This window comes from Amycolatopsis sp. NPDC039088 (genome assembly GCF_055598845.1).
This window is the reverse complement of record NZ_JBVKAE010000006.1, coordinates 1-19,216: the sequence shown is the minus strand read 5'-3', so window position 1 is coordinate 19,216 and position 19,216 is coordinate 1. Positions and strand designations below refer to the sequence as shown.

15 protein-coding genes are annotated in these 19,216 nt (G+C 68.7%); 1 reads left to right on the top strand and 14 read right to left on the bottom strand.

Translation table 11 applies throughout. The features are described 5' to 3' along the window. Position 1: 1 nt before the first annotated feature. The 14 genes from ACZ7KI_RS09405 to ACZ7KI_RS09340 all read right to left on the bottom strand — a co-directional run bounded on the left by ACZ7KI_RS09405 (position 2) and on the right by ACZ7KI_RS09340 (position 17,398). On the bottom strand, positions 2 to 1,006 hold the full coding sequence (locus ACZ7KI_RS09405; RefSeq protein ID WP_470272684.1) for an N-acetylglucosamine kinase: 1,005 nt from the start codon (positions 1,004 to 1,006) through the stop codon (positions 2 to 4). Next, a complete protein-coding gene (locus ACZ7KI_RS09400; RefSeq protein WP_470272683.1) occupies positions 991 to 2,256 on the bottom strand; it encodes a 6-phospho-beta-glucosidase in 1,266 nt (421 codons plus the stop codon). The genes ACZ7KI_RS09405 and ACZ7KI_RS09400 overlap by 16 nt, the downstream gene beginning before the upstream one ends. Next, positions 2,253 to 3,146, bottom strand: a complete 894-nt coding sequence (locus ACZ7KI_RS09395; protein WP_465504847.1) for a carbohydrate ABC transporter permease — start codon at positions 3,144 to 3,146, stop codon at positions 2,253 to 2,255. The genes ACZ7KI_RS09400 and ACZ7KI_RS09395 overlap by 4 nt, the downstream gene beginning before the upstream one ends. After that, entirely contained in the window at positions 3,143 to 4,132 is a 990-nt protein-coding gene (locus ACZ7KI_RS09390) for a carbohydrate ABC transporter permease (RefSeq protein ID WP_470272682.1), read from the bottom strand. Before ACZ7KI_RS09390 ends, ACZ7KI_RS09395 begins: the two co-directional genes overlap by 4 nt. Before the next feature lie 4 nt (positions 4,133 to 4,136). Further along, positions 4,137 to 5,519 (bottom strand): extracellular solute-binding protein, encoded by a 1,383-nt coding sequence (locus ACZ7KI_RS09385; protein ID WP_470272681.1) that lies wholly within the window; start codon positions 5,517 to 5,519, stop codon positions 4,137 to 4,139. Between the two features lie 10 nt (positions 5,520 to 5,529). After that, positions 5,530 to 6,780: an ROK family protein gene (locus tag ACZ7KI_RS09380; protein ID WP_470272680.1), complete on the bottom strand. Its 1,251-nt coding sequence runs from the start codon at positions 6,778 to 6,780 to the stop codon at positions 5,530 to 5,532. Positions 6,781 to 7,011: 231 nt separating this feature from the next. Then, the gene (locus tag ACZ7KI_RS09375) at positions 7,012 to 7,254 is read right to left on the bottom strand and encodes a hypothetical protein (protein WP_470272679.1); all 243 of its coding nucleotides are present in this window, start codon (positions 7,252 to 7,254) and stop codon (positions 7,012 to 7,014) included. Between the two features lie 122 nt (positions 7,255 to 7,376). Continuing rightward, the gene (locus ACZ7KI_RS09370) at positions 7,377 to 8,468 is read right to left on the bottom strand and encodes a glycoside hydrolase family 5 protein (protein ID WP_470272678.1); all 1,092 of its coding nucleotides are present in this window, start codon (positions 8,466 to 8,468) and stop codon (positions 7,377 to 7,379) included. A gap of 285 nt (positions 8,469 to 8,753) precedes the next feature. Beyond that, the gene (locus ACZ7KI_RS09365) at positions 8,754 to 10,109 is read right to left on the bottom strand and encodes a DUF2786 domain-containing protein (protein ID WP_470272677.1); all 1,356 of its coding nucleotides are present in this window, start codon (positions 10,107 to 10,109) and stop codon (positions 8,754 to 8,756) included. A gap of 11 nt (positions 10,110 to 10,120) precedes the next feature. Next, positions 10,121 to 11,134, bottom strand: a complete 1,014-nt coding sequence (gene nudC, locus ACZ7KI_RS09360; RefSeq protein ID WP_470272676.1) for an NAD(+) diphosphatase — start codon at positions 11,132 to 11,134, stop codon at positions 10,121 to 10,123. 183 nt (positions 11,135 to 11,317) lie between these two features. Beyond that, positions 11,318 to 12,697 (bottom strand): M16 family metallopeptidase, encoded by a 1,380-nt coding sequence (locus ACZ7KI_RS09355; protein WP_470272675.1) that lies wholly within the window; start codon positions 12,695 to 12,697, stop codon positions 11,318 to 11,320. Then, positions 12,694 to 13,998 carry a M16 family metallopeptidase gene (locus ACZ7KI_RS09350; RefSeq protein ID WP_470272674.1) on the bottom strand — a complete coding sequence of 435 codons (1,305 nt, stop codon included), beginning with the start codon at positions 13,996 to 13,998 and terminating at the stop codon, positions 12,694 to 12,696. Before ACZ7KI_RS09350 ends, ACZ7KI_RS09355 begins: the two co-directional genes overlap by 4 nt. Before the next feature lie 21 nt (positions 13,999 to 14,019). Then, positions 14,020 to 15,627, bottom strand: coding sequence for a DUF2207 domain-containing protein (locus ACZ7KI_RS09345; RefSeq protein ID WP_470272673.1), 1,608 nt, complete (start codon positions 15,625 to 15,627; stop codon positions 14,020 to 14,022). Position 15,628: 1 nt separating this feature from the next. Further along, a complete protein-coding gene (locus ACZ7KI_RS09340) occupies positions 15,629 to 17,398 on the bottom strand; it encodes a DUF2207 domain-containing protein (RefSeq protein ID WP_470272905.1) in 1,770 nt (589 codons plus the stop codon). 101 nt (positions 17,399 to 17,499) lie between these two features. Between ACZ7KI_RS09340 and ACZ7KI_RS09335 the strand changes: the two genes are divergently transcribed. Beyond that, a complete protein-coding gene (locus ACZ7KI_RS09335) occupies positions 17,500 to 18,972 on the top strand; it encodes a neutral zinc metallopeptidase (RefSeq protein WP_470272672.1) in 1,473 nt (490 codons plus the stop codon). The last annotated feature ends 244 nt before the right edge of the window (positions 18,973 to 19,216 follow it).

Sequence of the window (19,216 nt, the reverse complement as noted above, 5' to 3'; positions counted from 1 at the left end):
GTCAGACCCGTTTGGTCGCGGCCTTCAGGGCGGCTTTGGCCGTGTCGGCCGCACCGATGGTGTCCAGGGCGAACAGTGCCGCGCCGACCACGGGGGCGACGTCGACGACGCGGATCGAAGCACGCGGCGCCACCTTCAGGCACCGCCGCTCGATCTCCGCGACCACCTGCGTGCCGACCCCGGTGAGCACTCCCCCGCCGAGGACCACCTCCGGTGCCTCCTCGGTCAGTTCGAGCCGCCGCAGGATGACCGTGACCAGCACGGCCACCTCCTCGACGAACCGGTCGACCACGTCCTGCGCCACCTCGTCGCCGTCGGCCGCGACGGCGAACAGCAGTGGGCACAGCCCGTGGATCGCATCGGTGTGCAGCTCCTCGAAATGCAGGCGCTGCACCACTTCCAGCACCGACGAGGCCTGGAAATGCGCGGCGACGGCGGTCCGCAGGGCCGTGCCCGGGCCACGGCCGTCCTCGGCGCGGACGGCCCACCACAGCGCCTCCTCGCCCAACCGGTAGCCGCCGCCCCAGTCGCCGGAGATCTTGCCCAGCGCGGGAAACCGGTGCTCGCGGCCGTCGGCGCTGACACCGGCGCCGTTGATCCCGGCGCCGCACACCACCGCGACGCCGGTGCCATCGGAACTGCCCGCGCGCAGCAACGCGAGCGTGTCGTTGCCGACGATCAGCGTGTCACTCCAGCCGCGCGCGGCCAGCGCCGCGTGCAGGATCGCTTCCTCCTGCGGGAAATCCAGCCCCGCGAGGTAGGCAGACGTATGCGTCGCGAACGGGCGCTCGTCGGGAAGCCCTGCCCCGCGAAGGGCCTCCAGCACCAGCTCTTCCAGCGCGCGGACGCTGGCGTCGACCCCGATGTTCTGCGGGGACGCGCCCGGCCCTCGCGACTGCCCGAGCACCCGCCCGTCCCTGGAGACGATCAGGACGTCGGTCTTGCTGTTGCCCCCGTCGATCGCGACGACGACGTCGGCCGGGCCTGCCGTCATGCCCCCGCCCAAGGCAGGAACTGGCGATTGATCTGCACCAGCGTGTCCGCGAGCTGGTCCGCCTTGGTGTACTGGCCGATCAGCGGATGCGCGAGCAGCGCGTCGGCCACCCGGTCCCGCCCGCCCTTGATCGCCGCTTCCAGCGCGAGATGCTCGTACGCGGTCACCCCGGCGATGAGCCCGGCGAACCGCTGCTCCACCGGCGGCTGCGGGATGGGCCGCGGCCCCTTGCCGTCCACAAGGGACGGAACCTCGATGACGGCGTCGTCCGGCAGGAAGTCGAAAGTCCCTTCGTTGCGGACGTTGACGACGTGCTCCTCCGCGGGACCGCCCGAGGTGAGCGCGTGCACCAGCTGCACCGCGGCCTCGGAATAATAGGCACCGCCCCGCTTTTCCAGCTGCTCCGGTTTGGTCACCACCTCCGGGTCGAGGTACACCTTGAGCAGTTCCTCCTCGACGTCGCTGACGACGTCCGCGCGCGGCCGCTCGGTGCGCTGCTTCACGACCTGCTCGTCGTGCCCGTAGTAGTACTTCAGGTAGTACGACGGCACGACATTCATCCGCCGCATCCATTCCACCGGCGCGGTGACGTGTTCGCCGAGGAATTCCGCGTGCTCCGCGAGCAACTCCGGCAGCCGGTCTTCACCGTTGACGAGCACCTGACGTTCCCAGCTCAGGTGGTTGAGGCCGGTGTGCACGAGTTTGACGTCGTCGACGCCGGCGCCGAGCAGATGCGCGAACGTCCGCTGGAGGTGGATCGCGACGTTGCACAGCCCGACGGCGCGGTGTCCCTCGTTCAGCAGCGCCCTGGTGACGATGCCGACCGGGTTGGTGAAGTTGACGATCCAGGTGTCGTCACCGGCGATTTTCCTTACCCTGTCGGCGATGTCGAGCACCACCGGCACGGTGCGCAACGCCTTCGCGAGGCCGCCCGCTCCCGTGGTCTCCTGCCCGACACAACCGCACGCGTGCGGGAACGTCTCGTCCCCGCGCCGCGCGCGCTGCCCGCCGACCCGCAACTGGATCAGCACCGCCGACGCGCCCTCGACGCCTTCTTCGAGGTTGGCGGTGGTCCGGACCCGCGCCGGATGCCCGGCGTGACTCAGCAACCGATTGCTGAAGTCACCGACCGCCTCCACCCGATAGGCGTCCGGATCGATCAGCACGATCTCGTCGACGTCCAAAGTGGACCGTCGCCCGGCGATCCCGTCGATCAGCTCGGGTGTGTAGGTGGACCCACCACCGACGACTGCCAGTTTCATCCCTTGACCCCTGTGAATGTGATGCCCTTGACGAAGGACTTCTGCGCGAACACGAACAGCACGATCACCGGCAGCATGATCAACGCGGTGGCCGCCATGGTGAGGTTCCATTCCACGTGGTGCATCCCGCGGAACGACGCGATCGCCAGCGAAAGCGGCCAGCTGTCCCGGGTCTCACCGGTGTAGAGCAACGGACCGAAGTAGTCGTTCCAGGTGAACAGGAAGCAGAACATCGCCGTCGCCGCGATACCCGGCTTCGCCATCGGGATCAGCACCTTGACCATCGCCTGGAACTCGTTGCAGCCGTCGATCTTCGCCGCTTCCAGGTAGTCCTTCGGAATGGTGAGGAAGAACTGCCGCAGCAGGAAGATCGAGAACGCGTCGAAGAAGAAGTACGGCACGATCAGCGGAACCAGTGTCCCGGTGAACCCGAGCCGCACCCACAGGTCGTAGAGCGGCACGACGGTGACCTGCGGCGGCAGCATCATCGCGGCCACGGTCAGCATGAAGAACAGGTTCTGCCCACGGAACTTCAGCTTCGAAAGCGCGTACGCCGCCGGGATCGCCGAGATGAGCGCACCGGCGGTCGCCAGCGTCGAATAGAGCATGCTGTTGCCGAAGTACTGCAGCAACGGCGCCTTTTCGAACACCTCGATGAAGTTCTCGAAGTGCCATTCCTTCGGCCAGAAATTCGACGAAAGCGCCTGATCGCTGGACATCACCGCGGTGAGGAACACGAACAGGATGGGCAGCATGAAGATCACGCCCATCGCGATGCCGAGACTGTGCGTCGCGATCCAGTACAGCTTCTTGTCCCATTGGCGCCGCACCCGCACCTTCGGCGGTTCGGACGCCGGGGCGGTGTGCCGGGGCTCGGCCAGGGTGGTCATCCGCCCTCCTCCTGGTGCTGGGACTTACGGAGCTGCCGCACGAGAATCCAGGTGAACCCGGCCGACACGATGAACAGCAGGACCGCCATCGCCGCCGCGTAACCCATGTTGAAGTACCGGAAACCCTGGACGTACAGCCAGACCGGATAGGTCAGCGTCGAGTTCTGTGGCGCACCGATGAATCTCGTGTTGCCCGCGACGTCGGCCGCGCCCGCGGCCGCCGAACCCGCGACGATCGCCTGCGTGAAGAACTGCAGCGCGAAGATCATCGAGTTGACGACACCGAACAGCAGCACCGGCGAGATCGACGGGAGCGTGACGTGCCAGAACCGGCGGACCGGCCCGGCGCCGTCGAGCTGAGCGGCTTCGTACTGTTCCTGCGGCACGTCGAGCAGCGCCGCCAGGATGATGATCATCAGCTCGCCCGAACCCCACATCACCAGCAGGGTCAGCGCGGGCTTCGACATCGCCGGGTCGTTGAACCACAACCCGCCGTCGATGCCGACCGCCCGCAGGAACGCGTTGACCGGGCCGTATTCCGGGTTGAACAGGAACACGAACGCCAGGGTCGCCGCGGCGGGCGGGGCCAGCGACGGCAGATAGCAGAGCGTCCGAACCAGGCCGACGCCCGACTTCAGCCGGGAGATGATCGACGCCACGCCGAGGGAGAACACCACCCGGCAGAACGTCAGGACGATCACCAGCCACAGCGTGTTGTACGCGGCGGTGCCGACCAGCTGTTCGCTGGTGAACATCCGGATGTAGTTGTCGAAGCCGACGAATTCCGGCGCGTTGATCAGGTCGTAACGCGTGAAGGAGTAGTACACCGTGGCGATGAGCGGGTACCCGAAGAAGATCAGGAACCCGAGCATCGCCGGGGCGATGAAGTAGAAGACCGTACGACGGCGGCGCGCCGTGTTCCCCTTCCGCGTCCGGGTGGACGCGGAAGGGGAAGCGACCGCCCTGGGATCCAGGGTCGATGTCATGCGATCAGCCGCCGGCGCGTTTCTGGGCCAGTTCGTCGTTGATCTGCGCGTCGACCTGCTTCAGGCCGGCGGCCATGTCGGGAATGTTCCCGGCCTGCCACTTCTCCGCGAAGTCGTTGACCGCCTTGAGGTGCGCGTCACCGATCGGGGTCGACGGGTTCGGCAGCAGCTTCCCGCCGTTGTACAGGTCGAGGAACGTCTTGAACTCGGGGTTGACCTCGAGCTTCGGGTCGGTCAGCGCGGCCTTGGTGCTGGGGACGTTCTTCAGGCCGTTCGACAGGTCGACCAGCGTCGCGGTGTCGAGGGTGACCTGCTTGATCAGTTCCCAAGCCGCACCGGGGTTCTTGGCGCCCTTGGGGATCGCGATGATCGTGCCCGTGGTGAACGCGCCGCCGTAGCGGTCCGGCTTGCTGTCGAGCACCGGCGGGGCCGCGGTGCCGAACTTCAGTTCCGGCGCCTGGTCCTTGATGAACGCGGTGCGGTATTCGCCATCGATCATCATCGCGAGCTTGCCGCGCTGGAAACCGTGGTCCGCCGAGTACTCCTCGCCGAGCCCGGCCTTGAACTGCTCGACCTTGGCGTGACCGCCGTAGAAGTCGACCAGCTGCTTCTGGAAGTCGAACATCGCCTTCCACTCGGGGCTGTCGGCGAGATGCGACTGGCCGTCGGGGCCGAGGTAGCTGGCGCCGAAGTTCGGGGCCCAGTACTGCGCCATGTTGGCGTAGAACGGCATCGACGGCAGGAAGCCGGCGACCTTGATCGAGCCGTCCGGGTTGAACTCGGTCAGCTTCTTGGTGGCCTCGAACAGTTCCGAGGTCGTCTTCGGCGGCGACGTGATGCCCTTCGCCGCGAACATGTCCTTGTTGTAGTAGAAGCCGTAGACGTCGGCGAGCAGCGGCATGGCGCAGCGCTTGCCCTGGAACTCGGTGTAGCTGCGGACCGCGTCGGGGATCTGCGTCAGGTCGATCTTGTCGCGGTCGATGTAGGGCTTGAGATCCTGGAAGCTGCCGGTGGAGCACCACGCGCCGAGGTTGTCGGTGAAGAACGAGATCGCCACGTCCGGCGGGTTGCCACCGCGGATGGACTGGGTGATCTTGTCGTCGTCCTGCTGGCCTTCGTGCTTGATCTCGATGTTCGGGAACTTCGCCTTGAGCTTGTTGAGCCCGGCGGTGACCACGTTGTACTCGCGATCGGTGAACTTGCTGTAGACGGTCAGCGTGAGCTTCGCGTCCGCGGCCGGGGCGGCCGCCGCGTCGCCCGAACCACCGTTCGGACCACTTGCGGCGCCCGAACAGGCGGACACCAGTGCGGCGACGGTGACCGCGCCGAGCACTATCGAGCCGCGCCAACGGCGGCCACTTCTCCGAACCTGGGTCGTGGAACTCATGACCCTCCTCCTAGTTGGTTGGGGCGGGAGACGGTGGTTCTGTTCGTGAATCCGGGATCGCCACGATCGGGTTCGGCTCTCCCGCCCCGGACCGCCCGGGTCCGAGGAGCGAAGGGGTGTTGACGCCGAAGACGTCCCTGCGGACGGTGGCGAGCGCGGATTGGAGCGCGCCCGCGCGGACCGCGTTGCCCTGCACCGAAGCGACCCCGACGGGGGTGCGGGGCAGGACGAGTTCGTGCAGCCTTTTCGCGACCAGTGCGGCGAACTCCTCGCCACCGGCGCGGCTGGTGTCACCCGACAGCAGCACGAGTTCGGGGTCGACGACCGCGATCAGGCCGGCCGCGCCGCCCGCGACGCGGCGGGCGAGGTCGTCGAGGAAGGGTTCGTTGGCGCTTGCGCGGGCTTTGGTGACCGCGTCCGCGCCGTCCACGGCCTCGATCCCGTGCGCGGCGGCGAGTTCGACGACCGCGGGTGACGCGACGAGGTCACCGAAGCGGTCTCCCGCACGGGGCTTTTCTCCTTGCCGGGCAACGGAAACCGGGTCGGGAACGCGCATCCAGTCGATCTCGCCGCCACCACCGGTCGCGCCGCGCAGCAGCCGCCGCCCGACCACCACCGCGCCACCGACACCGTCGCTCAGCCAGATCATCACGAAGTCGTCCAGCCCGACGGCCTGGCCGACGGTCATTTCGACGATGGCGACGAGGTTGACGTCGTTCTCGATGGTGACCTCGACACCGAGTTCCGCGCTGAGCCTGCGCGGCACGTCGAACCCGAGCCAGCCGGGGATGTGCGGCGCCGAAGAGAGCAGGCCGGTACGCGGGTCGAAGGCGCCCTGCGCGCCGATGACGACCTGGCGGAGATCGGTGGCGGCGAGTCCGGCGTCGTTCGCGACCTTCGTGAGCGCCGTGCCGAAGGTGCCGACGACGTCGGCGCCCTCGTGGACCGGGAGCGGCACCTGGTACTCCGCCAGCACCGCGCCGGTGACGTCGGCGACGACGAAGTCGGCTTTCTGAGGCGTGAGGTCGACGGCCGCGACGTAGGCGAGACCGCCGTTGACCTGCCAGAGCTGCGCCCGCGGCCCGCGGCCACCGCCGCGCACACCCGCCTTGCCGACGATGTCGTCCTGTTCGAGGCGGGTGAGCAGCTGTGCCGTCGCGGGCTTCGACAGGCCGATCGCGACCTCGAGCTCGGAGCGCGTCAGCGGGCCCTCCCGGAGGAGGACCTCGATGGCCGCACGATCGTTGATCTCGCGCAGCATCCGCGGACTACCGGCTCGCACTGTGACTTGCCCCCGACTTCGTTAGGAAACTTTACAGACGGTTTCCCGGGACTGTAGTGAGCCGAACCACAGCCGTCAACGGGGTGGGGAAACGGGGAGATAACGCTTGGTGTGTTCCGCACAGCGGGTATGCGCGCCGACGCGGAGGGTGCATCAGACGACGAAGGGCCGCTCAGGAGCGTCCTGAGCGGCCCTTCGGCTACGCGTTGATCAGAAGTTGGGATCCACGTACAGATCCCACACCCAGGGGAGCGAGGTGGGATAGCACATCCACCCGTTCCAGTCTCCCGCGATCTGGCCATGGTGACCGGTGAGTCCGCAGTCCTCTTCGGTGTACGAGCCGAAGTACTCGTAGCCCGAGGCCTGCGCAGCTCCCGCGTTCACGGCGCTGAACGAAACGATGGCCGCGACAGCTGCTCCGGCGACGGCGAACCGCCGCAAGGTGTTCTTCATGCTTTCCCCAGTGTTGTGATTCGATGGTCCTGAAACCGGACACCGGGAGCTTAGCGAACGATCTTCGCGCCCGTGAGCGAATCACCAACTCCGCTCGCGGCACGGAGAGGTCACGTGCTTGCTCAACGGAGGCCGCTCATGATGGCGTCGACGATGCCCTGCTGAGTGACCGTCAGTGCCGCTCGGTCGAACAAGCCGAACCCGTATGTTCCGTTCGCGCCGTTGTCCCAGTAGACGGGGGCCGCGCCGTACTTCTTCGCGGTGGCCACGACGGCGTGCGCGAAGTCCGCCCGGTACTTGTTGTTCGACGCATCGAACGACGACTTGTCGATCGACCCGTACTCGCCGACGACTACCGGATAGCCCTTCGTGTCGAACTTGTCGTGCACCGATTTGAACTGCGCGTCCAGGTAGTCCTCCTGCCCCCAGGTCGACTTCTTCGCGGAATTCGTCGCTCCGCGTCCCCACTGGGTGATGGTGCCGCTTTCCTCGCCCGCGAAATCCCAGGGGGTGTAGTAGTGAACGGAAATCATGATCCGCTGTTCATTGGCGGGAATGCGGGAAGAGCGATTCTTGTCGGTCGGAAGCACGAATCCGTAGTCACCGACGGTGTAGTCGATGCTGGTGTTCCAACCCGCGATGAGGAGCCAGCGTGAGTCGTTCTTCCCGCCAGTCTTGCGCACGGTATCGACGAAGATCTGGTTGTAGTCGTTGATGTTCGAGTAGCACGGCTGCCTCGGATCACCGAACTGGCCGTCGAACTCCTCGTTCATGGCCTCCATGATCAGATGCTGATCGTAGTTCTTGAACCGGGTGGCGATTTGCCGCCAGACCTTCTGGTACTTGTCCTTGATCGTCGCCTGACCGGTCGAGTCGCAGATCAGCCAGGAGCCGTTGACGCTCTTGTAGCCGTCGGTGTGCATGTTGATCAGCACGTACAAGCCGCGGTTGTAGGCATAGTCGACGACCTGCTGGACTCGGTCGAGCCAGGCCGGATCGACCGCGTAGCCCGGACCGGACCCGATGGTCCCGAGATAGGAGACCGGGATCCGGATCGTCTTGAAGCCCGCCGCCTTCACCTTGTCGATGAACGCTTGCGTCACGGCAGGCTGACCCCACGCCGTTTCATTCGGCCGACCGGCCGTGCTGGCTTCGAGCTGGTTGCCGAGATTCCAGCCCGCACCCATGTCGGCGATGATCCCCCGTTTCTCCATTTCGATCGCACGAGGGTTGACACCAAGCGGATCTCCCTGCCTGGACACGGAGTGACTCGGCGGGACTCACGTTGCAGCACAGTTGATCAGGCAGTCAATCCTCGAAGGGGTGACACACCACCACTGACGTGCGATTTCACGCCCCGGTCGCCGGAGGCTCCGTGAAATCACTCTGGCCTGGTTCGCGGCCGGGGTTCCATCGCGGGTCGACCCGGGTTTGTCCATGAAGGAATGGGGACGTTGAATGTCCCCATTCCTTCATGGACGCGGGCACCTTATGGACAGTCAAGCGCCGGCGTCGACGGCTTGGCGTTCGATGTCGATGTCCGCGCGGTCCGCGGCCGCCCGGCCCGCTTCCCAGCCGGCCCCGTTGCTGACCGTCGCGGAGCGCTGGACCGTGTTGCTGAACATGTTTTCGAAGGTCTCGTCGACCACTCGCGACCGCGCGGCCAAGACCGGGAGCAACCGCTCGTCTTCGACCGGGTCGTGTGCGCGTGCACTCGCCTCTTCGAGCCGCTCCCCGATACGGACGGCATACGACACCAGGAAGGACTGCCGGAACGACCGGGTTTGAGACGTACCGTTGCGGCTGATCTGCTTGCCCTCGGCGACCATCGCGCGGGTCGCCTGTACCAGAAGCGACGTGGCCAGCATTTCGATGATCTCCAGGTCCATCGCTTCACCGACCAAGGCGACGAATCCCAGTTTGGTGTAGAAGACCGACCTGCCGCGGTTCGCTCTCGCGATCGCGGCGACCAGATGCGATTTGGCCTCGAGGTAGGGCGCGTCCAGCCAGATCCTGACCGACGCCGCGACCTGCTTCCGGTTCGCGTCGGCGTCGAGCAAGGCACGCTCGAAGGCGTACCGGTTCATCAACTCTTGCGCCTTGGCCGAAAAGGCTTCGGCTTCCTCGGGATACTCCGTGGATTCAGCCTTGGCCAGCAGGCCGCGCACCTTGGTGAGCACCTTGTGGTCGACACCGTTCGCCGACGCGGACGCGCGCGCCGCGGCCGTACCCGGCAGCGGCAGGATCTTCGGCAGCCGCGGCAGCTTCATCAGCAGACCGAGGACCTCGATCGTGGCCCACAACGCCTGACGGAGGTCGGCACCGTGCCGATCGGCCCACTGCAGCAGATGCGGCCGATCGCGCTCCCACCAGATCTCTCCGCCGAAATCGCGGACTTGCCGGGCCCATCGTTCATCCACAGTGGACGATGCGTATTTCGCCAGATCGGCGGCCACGCAGTCCACCAGCAGGGCGACCACGGCTGCGCTTTCGCCCCGGCGGGCGAACTCCCAGACGTCGGCGGGCGTCCAGCCTTCCGACCATGCCCTGACCAGTTGCTCGGCCACCGCGATCCCGGCACCGATGGCCACCGGCCGGGGCTCCGCCACCGGCCCGTCCCCGGCGAGATCGGCCACCACTCGCTCGGGCAGATCGGAGGCACCGTTCGGCCCGACTTCGGCATGGTGTTCGAAGGCGGCCTGCGTAAGCGCTTCGGCGATCATCTCCACGCTGAGCGTCTGAGGTGGCGCAACCGGCGGCACGGTGAACTCGAAGTCGTACTTGGGCGCCGTAGGGCCGCGCACCGCCCGAGCACGCTTCTTCGCCGCACGCTTCTGACGGTTGTTCTTACCCACTGAACTCCTTGTCAGACACCGGCCCAGGCCGCCAGCATCACGCGCGCGATCGACGAGTTCCCCGGCAGCACCAGCTGCCGCTTGCCACCGGCGATCGGCGTCGGCACGGCGCCCGCGTTCCGCAGCTGGCTGTTCGCGAACGCCGCCCGCACCTCCTCACGCGAAACCCAGAACGCCTCTTCGATCTCGCCCTCCGCGGGCACGATCGTCGAGGAGATGTCCGCCCGCGCGGTGAAACCGAGCATGATCGACCTCGGGAACGGCCACGGCTGGCTGCCGAGGTAGCGCACGTCGCGCACCTCGACGCCGACCTCTTCGCGAATCTCCCGCTCGACACAGCCTTCGAGCGACTCGCCCGCCTCGACGAAACCGGCGAGTATCGAGTACCGGTTCTCCGGCCAGATCGGCTGGCGCGCCAAGAGGACGTGCTCGCCGTCGACACCGGCGTCGTCGTGCACGAGACAGATCACCGCCGGGTCGGTGCGCGGGTACTCCTCACGGCCGCAGCCGGTGCACTTGCTCGCCCAGCCCAGCTGGATCACCTCGACCGGGCTCCCGCAGCGCGTGCAGAACTTCGCCTGACGGTGCCAGTTCCGCAGCGCCTGCGCGGTGGTGAACAACCCTGCCGACGTGTCGTCGAGCAGGTCGCCGTAGCCGCGCAGGTCGACCCAGATCTCGCCTTCGTGCCGAGGGACCTCCTCGACGACGCCCCAGCTGCCCGCCATCTCGACGGTCTCGGTCTCCCCGGCGGGGCGGCCGGGCAGCGACCAGAAGTCGGTGCCCTGCCACTCCCCCAGGAAGATCGCGTCGGCGGGCGGCTCGGTGCCGAAGTCCTGCGTCTTGCGGGTCGCGAGCGTGCCGGAACCCTCCACCACCGGGGTGCGGGAGTGCTCGTCGAGCAGCACGACCCGGGCGTCCGGCCAGCGCGCGGCGAGCCTGTCCGGGTTGGTGCGCAAGGATTCCTGACGGTCCGCCGTGGAGCGCGAAAGCGTCGGGAGCGCCCCTAACCCGAACGGCGTTTTCATTCAGCTGTGCCTTCCGCGAGTATGCGCGCGACCACGATCGCGCCAGGGGGCGGCATACAACGAATACCCACGATCCGACAAAGGACGCCCTGCCGCCGCGATCGCGGGGCCTGGCGGCCGGAGCGCGCACTGTGGCCCGGCCGGGTGCCGCGAGTCAAGACCACGAACGGCCTCCTTCGTACCTCATTCAGCCGGCTCCCCGACGGTCACGTCGCCCAGTGCCTTCAGCTTCGGCGCTAGAACGTCGGCGTCGCCGACGACGACCCCGGTGAACCGCTTCGGCGCGAAGTACTCCAGCGCGGCGTTGGCCACGTCTTCGGCGGTGACCGCGGCGAGCCGCTCCGGGTGCCCGGCGAGCCATTCGGCGCCCAGCCCGGTCGCGGCGAGCGCGGACAGCTGGGCGGCCAGCCCGCCCTGCGACGACGCCGACGTGACCAGCGAACCGATCGCGTACTGCCGCACCGACTCGACCTCGTCCGCGGTCGGCGGCACGAGCCCCAGCCTCGCCAGTTCGTACCGCGTCTCCAGCAGGGCGGCCGCGGTCGCGTCGGTCGCGGTGTCCGCGTCGACGTTCACCACCGCGGTCTGGTCGGTGAACTCGAATCCGGAGTGGGCGCTGTAGGTGTACCCCTTGTCCTCACGGATGTTCTCGACCAGCCGCGACGAGAAATACCCGCCGTAGGCGAGGTTCGCCAGCTGCAGCGCGGCGTAACCCGGGTCCGTACGCGGAACGGTCTGCGCGGACAGCCGGATCTGCGACTGCACAGCACCGGCACGCGGCACGAGCAGGACGTCGCCGCCGGTGAGCTCGGGCAGCGCGGGCAGCCGGACGGCGGAGCGGTCCGAAGCCCAGCCGCCGAGCGCCTTCTCCAGGTCGCCGATGATGGTCTGCGGGTCGATGTCGCCGACGAGAACCAGCACGGATCCGCGCGGCAGCACCGAAGCCTGGTGCAGCGCGCGCACCTGCTCCGGCGTCACGACCGCCACGTCTTCGGCCTTCGGCACCTCACGCGTCGCCGGGTGGTCGCCGTAGCGGTGCTTCTGCAGCGCCTCGCGGGCGATCGTCCTCGGCTGGGTGCGCGAGACGGCGATCCGCTCGATGAGCCGCTCGCGTTCCCGTTCCACCTCGGCGTCCGCGTACGACGCGCCGGTGAGCGCGTCGGCGAGGACGTCGAGCATCGTCGGCAGGCCGTCGGCCAGCGACGTACCGTTGACGGCCAGCCGCTCCGGGTCGACACCGGCGCCCAGGTCGCCGCCGATCAGCGCCAGGTCGGCGTCGACCTCGATGCGGTCGCGGCGGGCGGTGCCGGTCAGCAGCGTCTCGGCCAGCACCTCGGCGGTGGCCGGGTGCAGCGCGTCGTCACCGGCGAACGGGATCCACATCCGCAGCTCGACCAGCGGCACGGTGGCCTTGCGGACGGCGAGCACCCGCAGCCCGTTGCTCAGTGTGGTGTCCACATGGGACAGATCGGCGGCGGCGCGCTGCGTCCCCAGCGACGGGACCGGACGCGGCCCGGCGGCCGTGCGGCCGATCTCCTCGGCGGTGCGGTGCGGTGCGCTCACTGCTCGGTACCTTCCTGCTCTGAATCGGCACTGCCGGGACGGATGACGAGGACCGCGCGCGAGTCCGGCCGCAGTGCCTTCGCCGCCGCCGAAACGGCTTCCGCGGTGACCGCCGACATCTTCTCGGCGAGCCGGTGCACCAGCGACGCGTCGCCGTACAGCAGCTCGAACGAGCCCAGCGCCAGCGTGCGGGACACCAGCTTGTCGTGCTCGGAGTGCAGGCTCGCGGCCCAGCGCGCGGTGACCTTCTTCAGTTCCTGGTCCTCCGGCGGCGTGGCCGCCAGCTTCTCCAGTTCCTCGTCCAGCGCGGCGAGGACCTGGTCGGTGCTCACCTCGTGCGGGTGGATCGCGGTGATGGTGAACGTGTCCGGGTCGCGGGCCTCGAACGGGCCGAACAGCCCGGCGCCCGCGCCGATGTCGACGACCAGCGGCTCGCGGTGCACCAGGCGCTGCTGCAGCCGGGAGCCGTCACCGTCGGTCAGCACGCCGGCGAGCACGAGGTTCGCCAGGTAGCCGTCGAGGTCGTTGATCGGATCCGGCATGCGGTAACCGAGGGCGACCGCGGGCAGCGGGGCGTGCGGGTCCACGTGCTCGCCGCGCAGTTCGCCCTCGGGGGCGGGCTCGGCGAACGACGGGCGCTGGGGCGCGGGCCGGTGCGGCACGTCGCCGAAGTGCTTCTCGATCAGCTCGCGGGCCTGCTCGACGGTGAAGTCACCGGCGACGGTCAGCACCGCGTTCGCGGGCGAGTAGTAGGTGTCGAAGAAGGCCGCGCAGTCGTCCAGGGTGGCCTGTTCGAGATCCTCGAAACCGCCGTAACCGTTGTGCGCGTTGGGGAACGTGGAGTACAGCACCGGCGGGAGCAGGATCCACGGGAATCCGCCGTACGGCCGGTTCAGCACGTTGAGGCGGATCTCCTCCTTGACCACGTCGATCTGGTTGGCCAGGTTCTCCTGCGTCAGCTTCGGCGCCCGCATCCTGTCCGCTTCGAGGAACAGGGCGCGCTCGAGAGCCGCGGCGGGAAGCACCTCGAAGTAGTCCGTGTAGTCCGGATGGGTGGAGCCGTTGAAGCTGCCACCACTCGACTGGACGTACCGGAAGTGCGCGAGCTTCTCCAGGCTCTCGCTCCCCTGGAACATCAAATGCTCGAAAAGGTGCGCGAAACCGGTGCGCCCCTCGGGCTCGGAACGGAAGCCCACGTCGTAGTGGACGCTGACACCCACCACCGGAGCGGTCTCGTCGGGCGCGAGCACCACGCGCAGACCGTTGTCGAGGGTGAATCGGACAAGCTCGGGATCGGCCATGCGCACCACCCTACGGCTTGGTCACGACTTCAGGCGACGACCCTGGCGGGTCGCGGCGAAGGTTCCCACTAGCGCGGCCGTGAAGTCGCTCACCCGCGCGATCCCCACCTCTCCGGCGGCTTCCCTGCCGTACCAGTAGATCTTGGGCGGTCCCTTGATCCCGGCGAAGCCGGCGATCCAGGTTTCTTGTTCGCCGAGAGCGAGCGCGTAGGGCAGCGCCCGCGACAGGAGTACCTCGCGTTCGAGCTTCGGGACGGCCGTCGCCTTGGTCTCCAGCACCGCGTCACGGACTCCGAGCAGCCGCCGGTGCAACGCGACGCCCGCCCCCGTGCGCACCGGCAGCCAACGGGCGGTGACGGCGAGTACCGCGCCCGCGGCGATGATGATCAGCCCGAGTTGCGCGTAGCCGACGGTCAGCGCCAGCAGGACGGTGAGGAACAGGCCGTAGAAGCAGACCCGCAGACCGGCCCGGGCGAGCTTGCCGGGCCCTCGCGAGTACCAGCGACGCTCGACCACGCTGTCACGCAGCGCGCCCCGCACCGCTTCGACCCCGATGCCCGCGGACTGGATCTCCGACAACAGGATCGACTCCCGCCCGTCCGGGAGCAGGAGGTCGAACACCGCGCGTTCGAAGGCGGTGAGCTGCTCGTCCGGCGGGTTGCGGCGGACGAGTCGCCAGTCGGTGAGTTCGCCGGGCTCCTCGCTCACCCACAGGTAGTTCCGGACCGCGAGGTCGACGACCGTCGCCGCCAGATCGACGGCGTCGGCCCGCCCCGAAAGGACGAACCCGACCTGTCCCGGCAGCACGCCCTCAGGTGACGCGAACGCCGCCTGGTCGTCCTTCCCGGTGAGCAGCCGGACCGGGAGCGCGCCGCCCGGACGCTTGTCCCGCCGTCGCAGCACGCCCAGCGCCACGGCACCCGCGAGCAGCGCGAGCGCGAAGCCACCCCAAGCCCAGCCGACCGGCGCGGTGAGCACGAACGCTCCGGCGAAGGTCTTCGACGGCTCCAGCCGCGCGTTCGCCGGGACGGTGCCGCCGGGCAGCTCGACCGAGATCTCCATCCGCTGTCCGGCGGCGAGGTTCTGCTGACTGAACCGGGTCAGTCCGGAATGCCCGATCTGCGCGGTCCCGCAGTGCGCGCGCGAACCTTCGGGACCGGCGTAGCAGGTGACCGCGTTCGGGATGACCGGCGCGGCGAAGCCGGCGCGCACGAGTTCGAGGCCGGTATCCCAGCCGCCCGCGATCTGCCAGGCGACCCGCAGCAGGCCGTCGGCTTCGGCGACCGCACCGTCCACTGTGTACCGGACGATCGAGGTGCCGCCCTTGAGCCGGATGGTGAATTCGTCGTCGGTCAGCTCGGAATCGCCGGCGCCCTCGATGACGACGTCGCGGATGCCGATGATCCGGTCACGGTCGCGCGGGGCGGCGGTCCGCAACGGAACGCGGCGCGTCATCGTCGCTTCGCTCGGCACGGACACGGCCTCGACGACCGAGAGCGCGCCGTCGCGTTCCACCTTGAGCGAGATCTCCGCACTGTTGGGCAGCGTGGGCAGTTGCGGTTCGCCTTGCGCCGACGCCGGTGTCGCGCCCAGCACCAGCAGGAGGCCGACCAGCAAGCAGATCTTCACGTCAGGCGGGGACCGGTTCCGGGCGGATGGAGCGCAGGTGACCGGATTCGGCGAGCAGACCGTCCAAGGCGGACAGGAACGACGGCAGATGCGCGGCGAACCGGCGCAGATCCCGATCACCTTCGAGCCCGCCGAACCAGTACAGCCCGGCCGAACCGTCCGCCGACGGGTCGAGCGCCTCGAACGTCCGGAGCCAGTGTTCGGTGTCGCCGAGCACGATGGCGTACGGCAGCGATCGGGAGAACACCATTTCCCGGTCCCCCAACGGAATGTCGGCGACCTTGACCGTGTGCAGGTATTCGAGGAGCCCGCGCACCTGGCCGACCAGACGCCTGCCGCGCGAGGTCCTCGGCGGCACCCACGACGCGCCCAGCAGCACGGCGAGCCCGGCGAGCGCCACCGCGACCCCGAGCAGCGCGTGCCCGGCGGTGAACGTCAGCACCACGGTGCCCACGAGGCCGAGGGCGACCAGGCCGACGCCCGCCAAGGTGAGCTTGCTCCGGCTCTTGTCCGGGCGGCGCGAGAACCAGCCCTTGTGCACGACGTCGGCGTACATCGCCTCGCCCGCGACGCGGAGGTCGACGGTGCCGCGGCCGCGGAGTTCCGACAACAGCACGGAATCGGTGCCCTCGGGGAGCAGGGCGGTGTAGATCTCGCGCTCGAAGGCGACGAGGTGCTCGTCCGGCGCGTTGCGGCGGGCGATCTGCCAGTCGACGGTTCCGGCGCCGCGGACCTCGGCGATCCACAGGTAGTTGCGGACCGCGAGATCGACCACCGTGCCGCTGACGTCCACGACGTCGACCGTCTCGTCGACGACCGTGCCGACCTGGCCGGGCAGGACGCCGTCCGGCGAGGCGAAGGAGACACGATCGCCGTCACGCATGAGGACGTCGACCGGGCCGGTGCCCGCGATCAGCGCGCCCTTGTCGCGACGGCGCGACAGCCAGACGGCGAGCGCGCCGAGCACGAGGAACAGTGCCAGTACCCCGAAACCGATGCCGGTGAGCGTGGTCAGCGCGAACGCGCCGCCGACCGAGTCGACGCGCTCGAAGCGCGCGTTGGCGGGCACGGTGCCCGCCGGGAGCTGGACGGCGAGGTCGACCCGCTCCCCGGCCGCGAGCTTGTCCTGTTCGATGCGGACGACCCCGCTGTGGTCGGTCTCGGCGAGCGAACACTGCCTGTCCGAACCCAGCGGCCCGGCGAAACAGTCCACTGTGGGCGTTTCGCGGGTCGGCGCGCTGAACGAAGCCGACACCCGGGACACTTCGCCGTCCCAGCCGCTCGCGACCTGCCAGCGCACCTGCTGCGCGCCGCCGACGTCGGCGACCGCTCCGTCCACTTTGTACTTGAGGGTGGCCGCTCCGCCATCGAAGGTGGCGACCAGCTGCTCGCCGGTCAGCTCGGTCTTGCCCGCGCCTTCGAGCGAGACGTCACGGATGCCGTAGACCCGGTCCTGCTCGTCGGTGGCGGGAACCTTCAACGGAATACGGCGTACCAGGTGCTGTCCACCCGGGACGGTCACCTGCTCGGTGATCGACACCGAACCGTCGCGTTCCACCTTCACCGCGACGTTCGTGGCCACGCCGCTCGGTGGCTGCAGCAGCCCGAGCTCGCCGCGCGCGCCGAGCGGCGGCGGCTTCGGCAATTGCGGCGCGTTCGTCAGCGAAGGGCCCGCTTCGGGCGCCTCCGGAACGTTCGAATCCGTCGGCGGGGCCATCAAGGCCGTGCTCGCCGCGACGGCCACGACCGCCGTCCCCCATTTCGTCAACACAGCCACACACTCTAGGCCAGCCGATCTATGCTGACCGCCGAAACGCCGAAACCCGCCACCTGGGCCGGAAGGCGTTGCAGACCGCATGGGGGATCCACTCGATGAACCACCAGCCGCCCGGCCCGCCTGATCCGCGGCGCCGGCCGACTCCACCACCGACGCCGCCACGGCCTCCGCAGGGTGGCCGTCCGCTCCCGCCGCCGGGCGCGCGCCCGCTGCCGCCTCGCGGTGGTCCGCAGGGCAGGCCACCGGTGCCGCCGCCGAACCGGCCTGGCCCGGTTCCGCCCGGCCGTCCAGCGCAGCAGGGGCCGGGTCATCAGGGTCCGCAGGGCCCTGGCAGGCCGCCGATCTCGCAGCCGACGCCGATCCCGCCGCCGTACCGGCCGGGCCCCCCGAGCGGCGGGATCCCGCTCCCCCCGCCGGGCGCGGCTCCGCTTCCGCCGCCGCGGATCGGCGCCCCGGTCCCGTTCCAGCCCGGCGCCGTCGGCCCGCCACAGCTTCCCTACGGCCCGCGTTTCACGCAGCCGGCGTTCACGCCCTACGGCGGATACCGCGCCAAGAAGTCGAACGGCGGGGTCATCGCGGCCGTCGCGATCGTGGCCGTGATGGCGGTGATGGGCGGGCTGATCATGGTGATCGCCATCGCGAACAGCGGTACGCGCCACACCGCGGACGCCGGGTACACGACCGGCGCCTACCCGACCACGTCCACTTCGGACTACTCGACGACGACCACGTCCAGTGACACGTCCACCACGACGACCGGCACCAGCTCGCGCGGTTCGACCGCCACGCGCGAGACGTCGGCCGGCTCGACCCGCGAGACCTCGGCCAGCCGGGCGCCGTCCGGCCCGCAACCGCAGCACAAGCTGGCGGACAACCCGCTGTGGCTGAATACCAACGTCGGCCTGCCGAACCAGGCGTGCAACCTCTCGCGCTGGGGTAACAACCCGAACGCGGCGTCGGCTTTCTTCGAGAGCGCGCGGCCTTGTCTGGACAGCGTGTGGCAACAGGTCATGAACTACACGAAACTGCCGTTCCGGATCCCGACCGTGAAGTACCCCTCCGGCAAGAACTGGTCGAGCCCGTGCGGTGACGCCAGCAACGGCGCGGTGGCGGCCTTCTACTGTTCACAGAACGAGACGCTGTACATGCCGTACGAAGGCCTCCAGGTCGACCAGTACGGCAACCGCCCCGGGGTCTACCTGGCCGTCTTCGCCCACGAGTACGCGCACCACATCCAGGCGCTTTCCGGTATCTCGGACGCCTATTGGGACGCGCGGTACGAAGCGGGCACCGACTCGGCGGCGGGGCTGGAGATGTCGCGGCGGAACGAACTTTCGGCGCAGTGTCTTTCCGGGACGTTCCTCGGCTCGACGGTGGGCCGCGGCGGCTCGGTCGATCAGGCGATGTACCGGGACGCGTGGGGATCGCAGGACCGCGGCGACCACAACGGCGGCCCGCGCGACCACGGCTCCGACGCGCACGCCGTCTCGTGGTGGCAGCACGGCGCGCAGAAGAACCGGATGTACCAGTGCAACACGTGGGCGGCGAACTCGTCCGAGGTGTCCTGATCCCGCATTTAGTCCTCTAAATGCGGCACTCCTGGTCACCCGACACGCCGTGAAGGCCTCCTTCCCTACGCTGAAGGCAGGGTCCCGGCAAAGTCGCGATCTTGCAGGTCAGGCGACTATTCCTGCACTGTCACGGGCCGCGCACCAGCGGCGGAGCTTGATCAACGGAAGATCGGGGACATTGAGTGTCCCCGATCTTCCGTTGATCAAGGTCGGGCCGGGGTAGAGCAGGCCTGATTCTGGA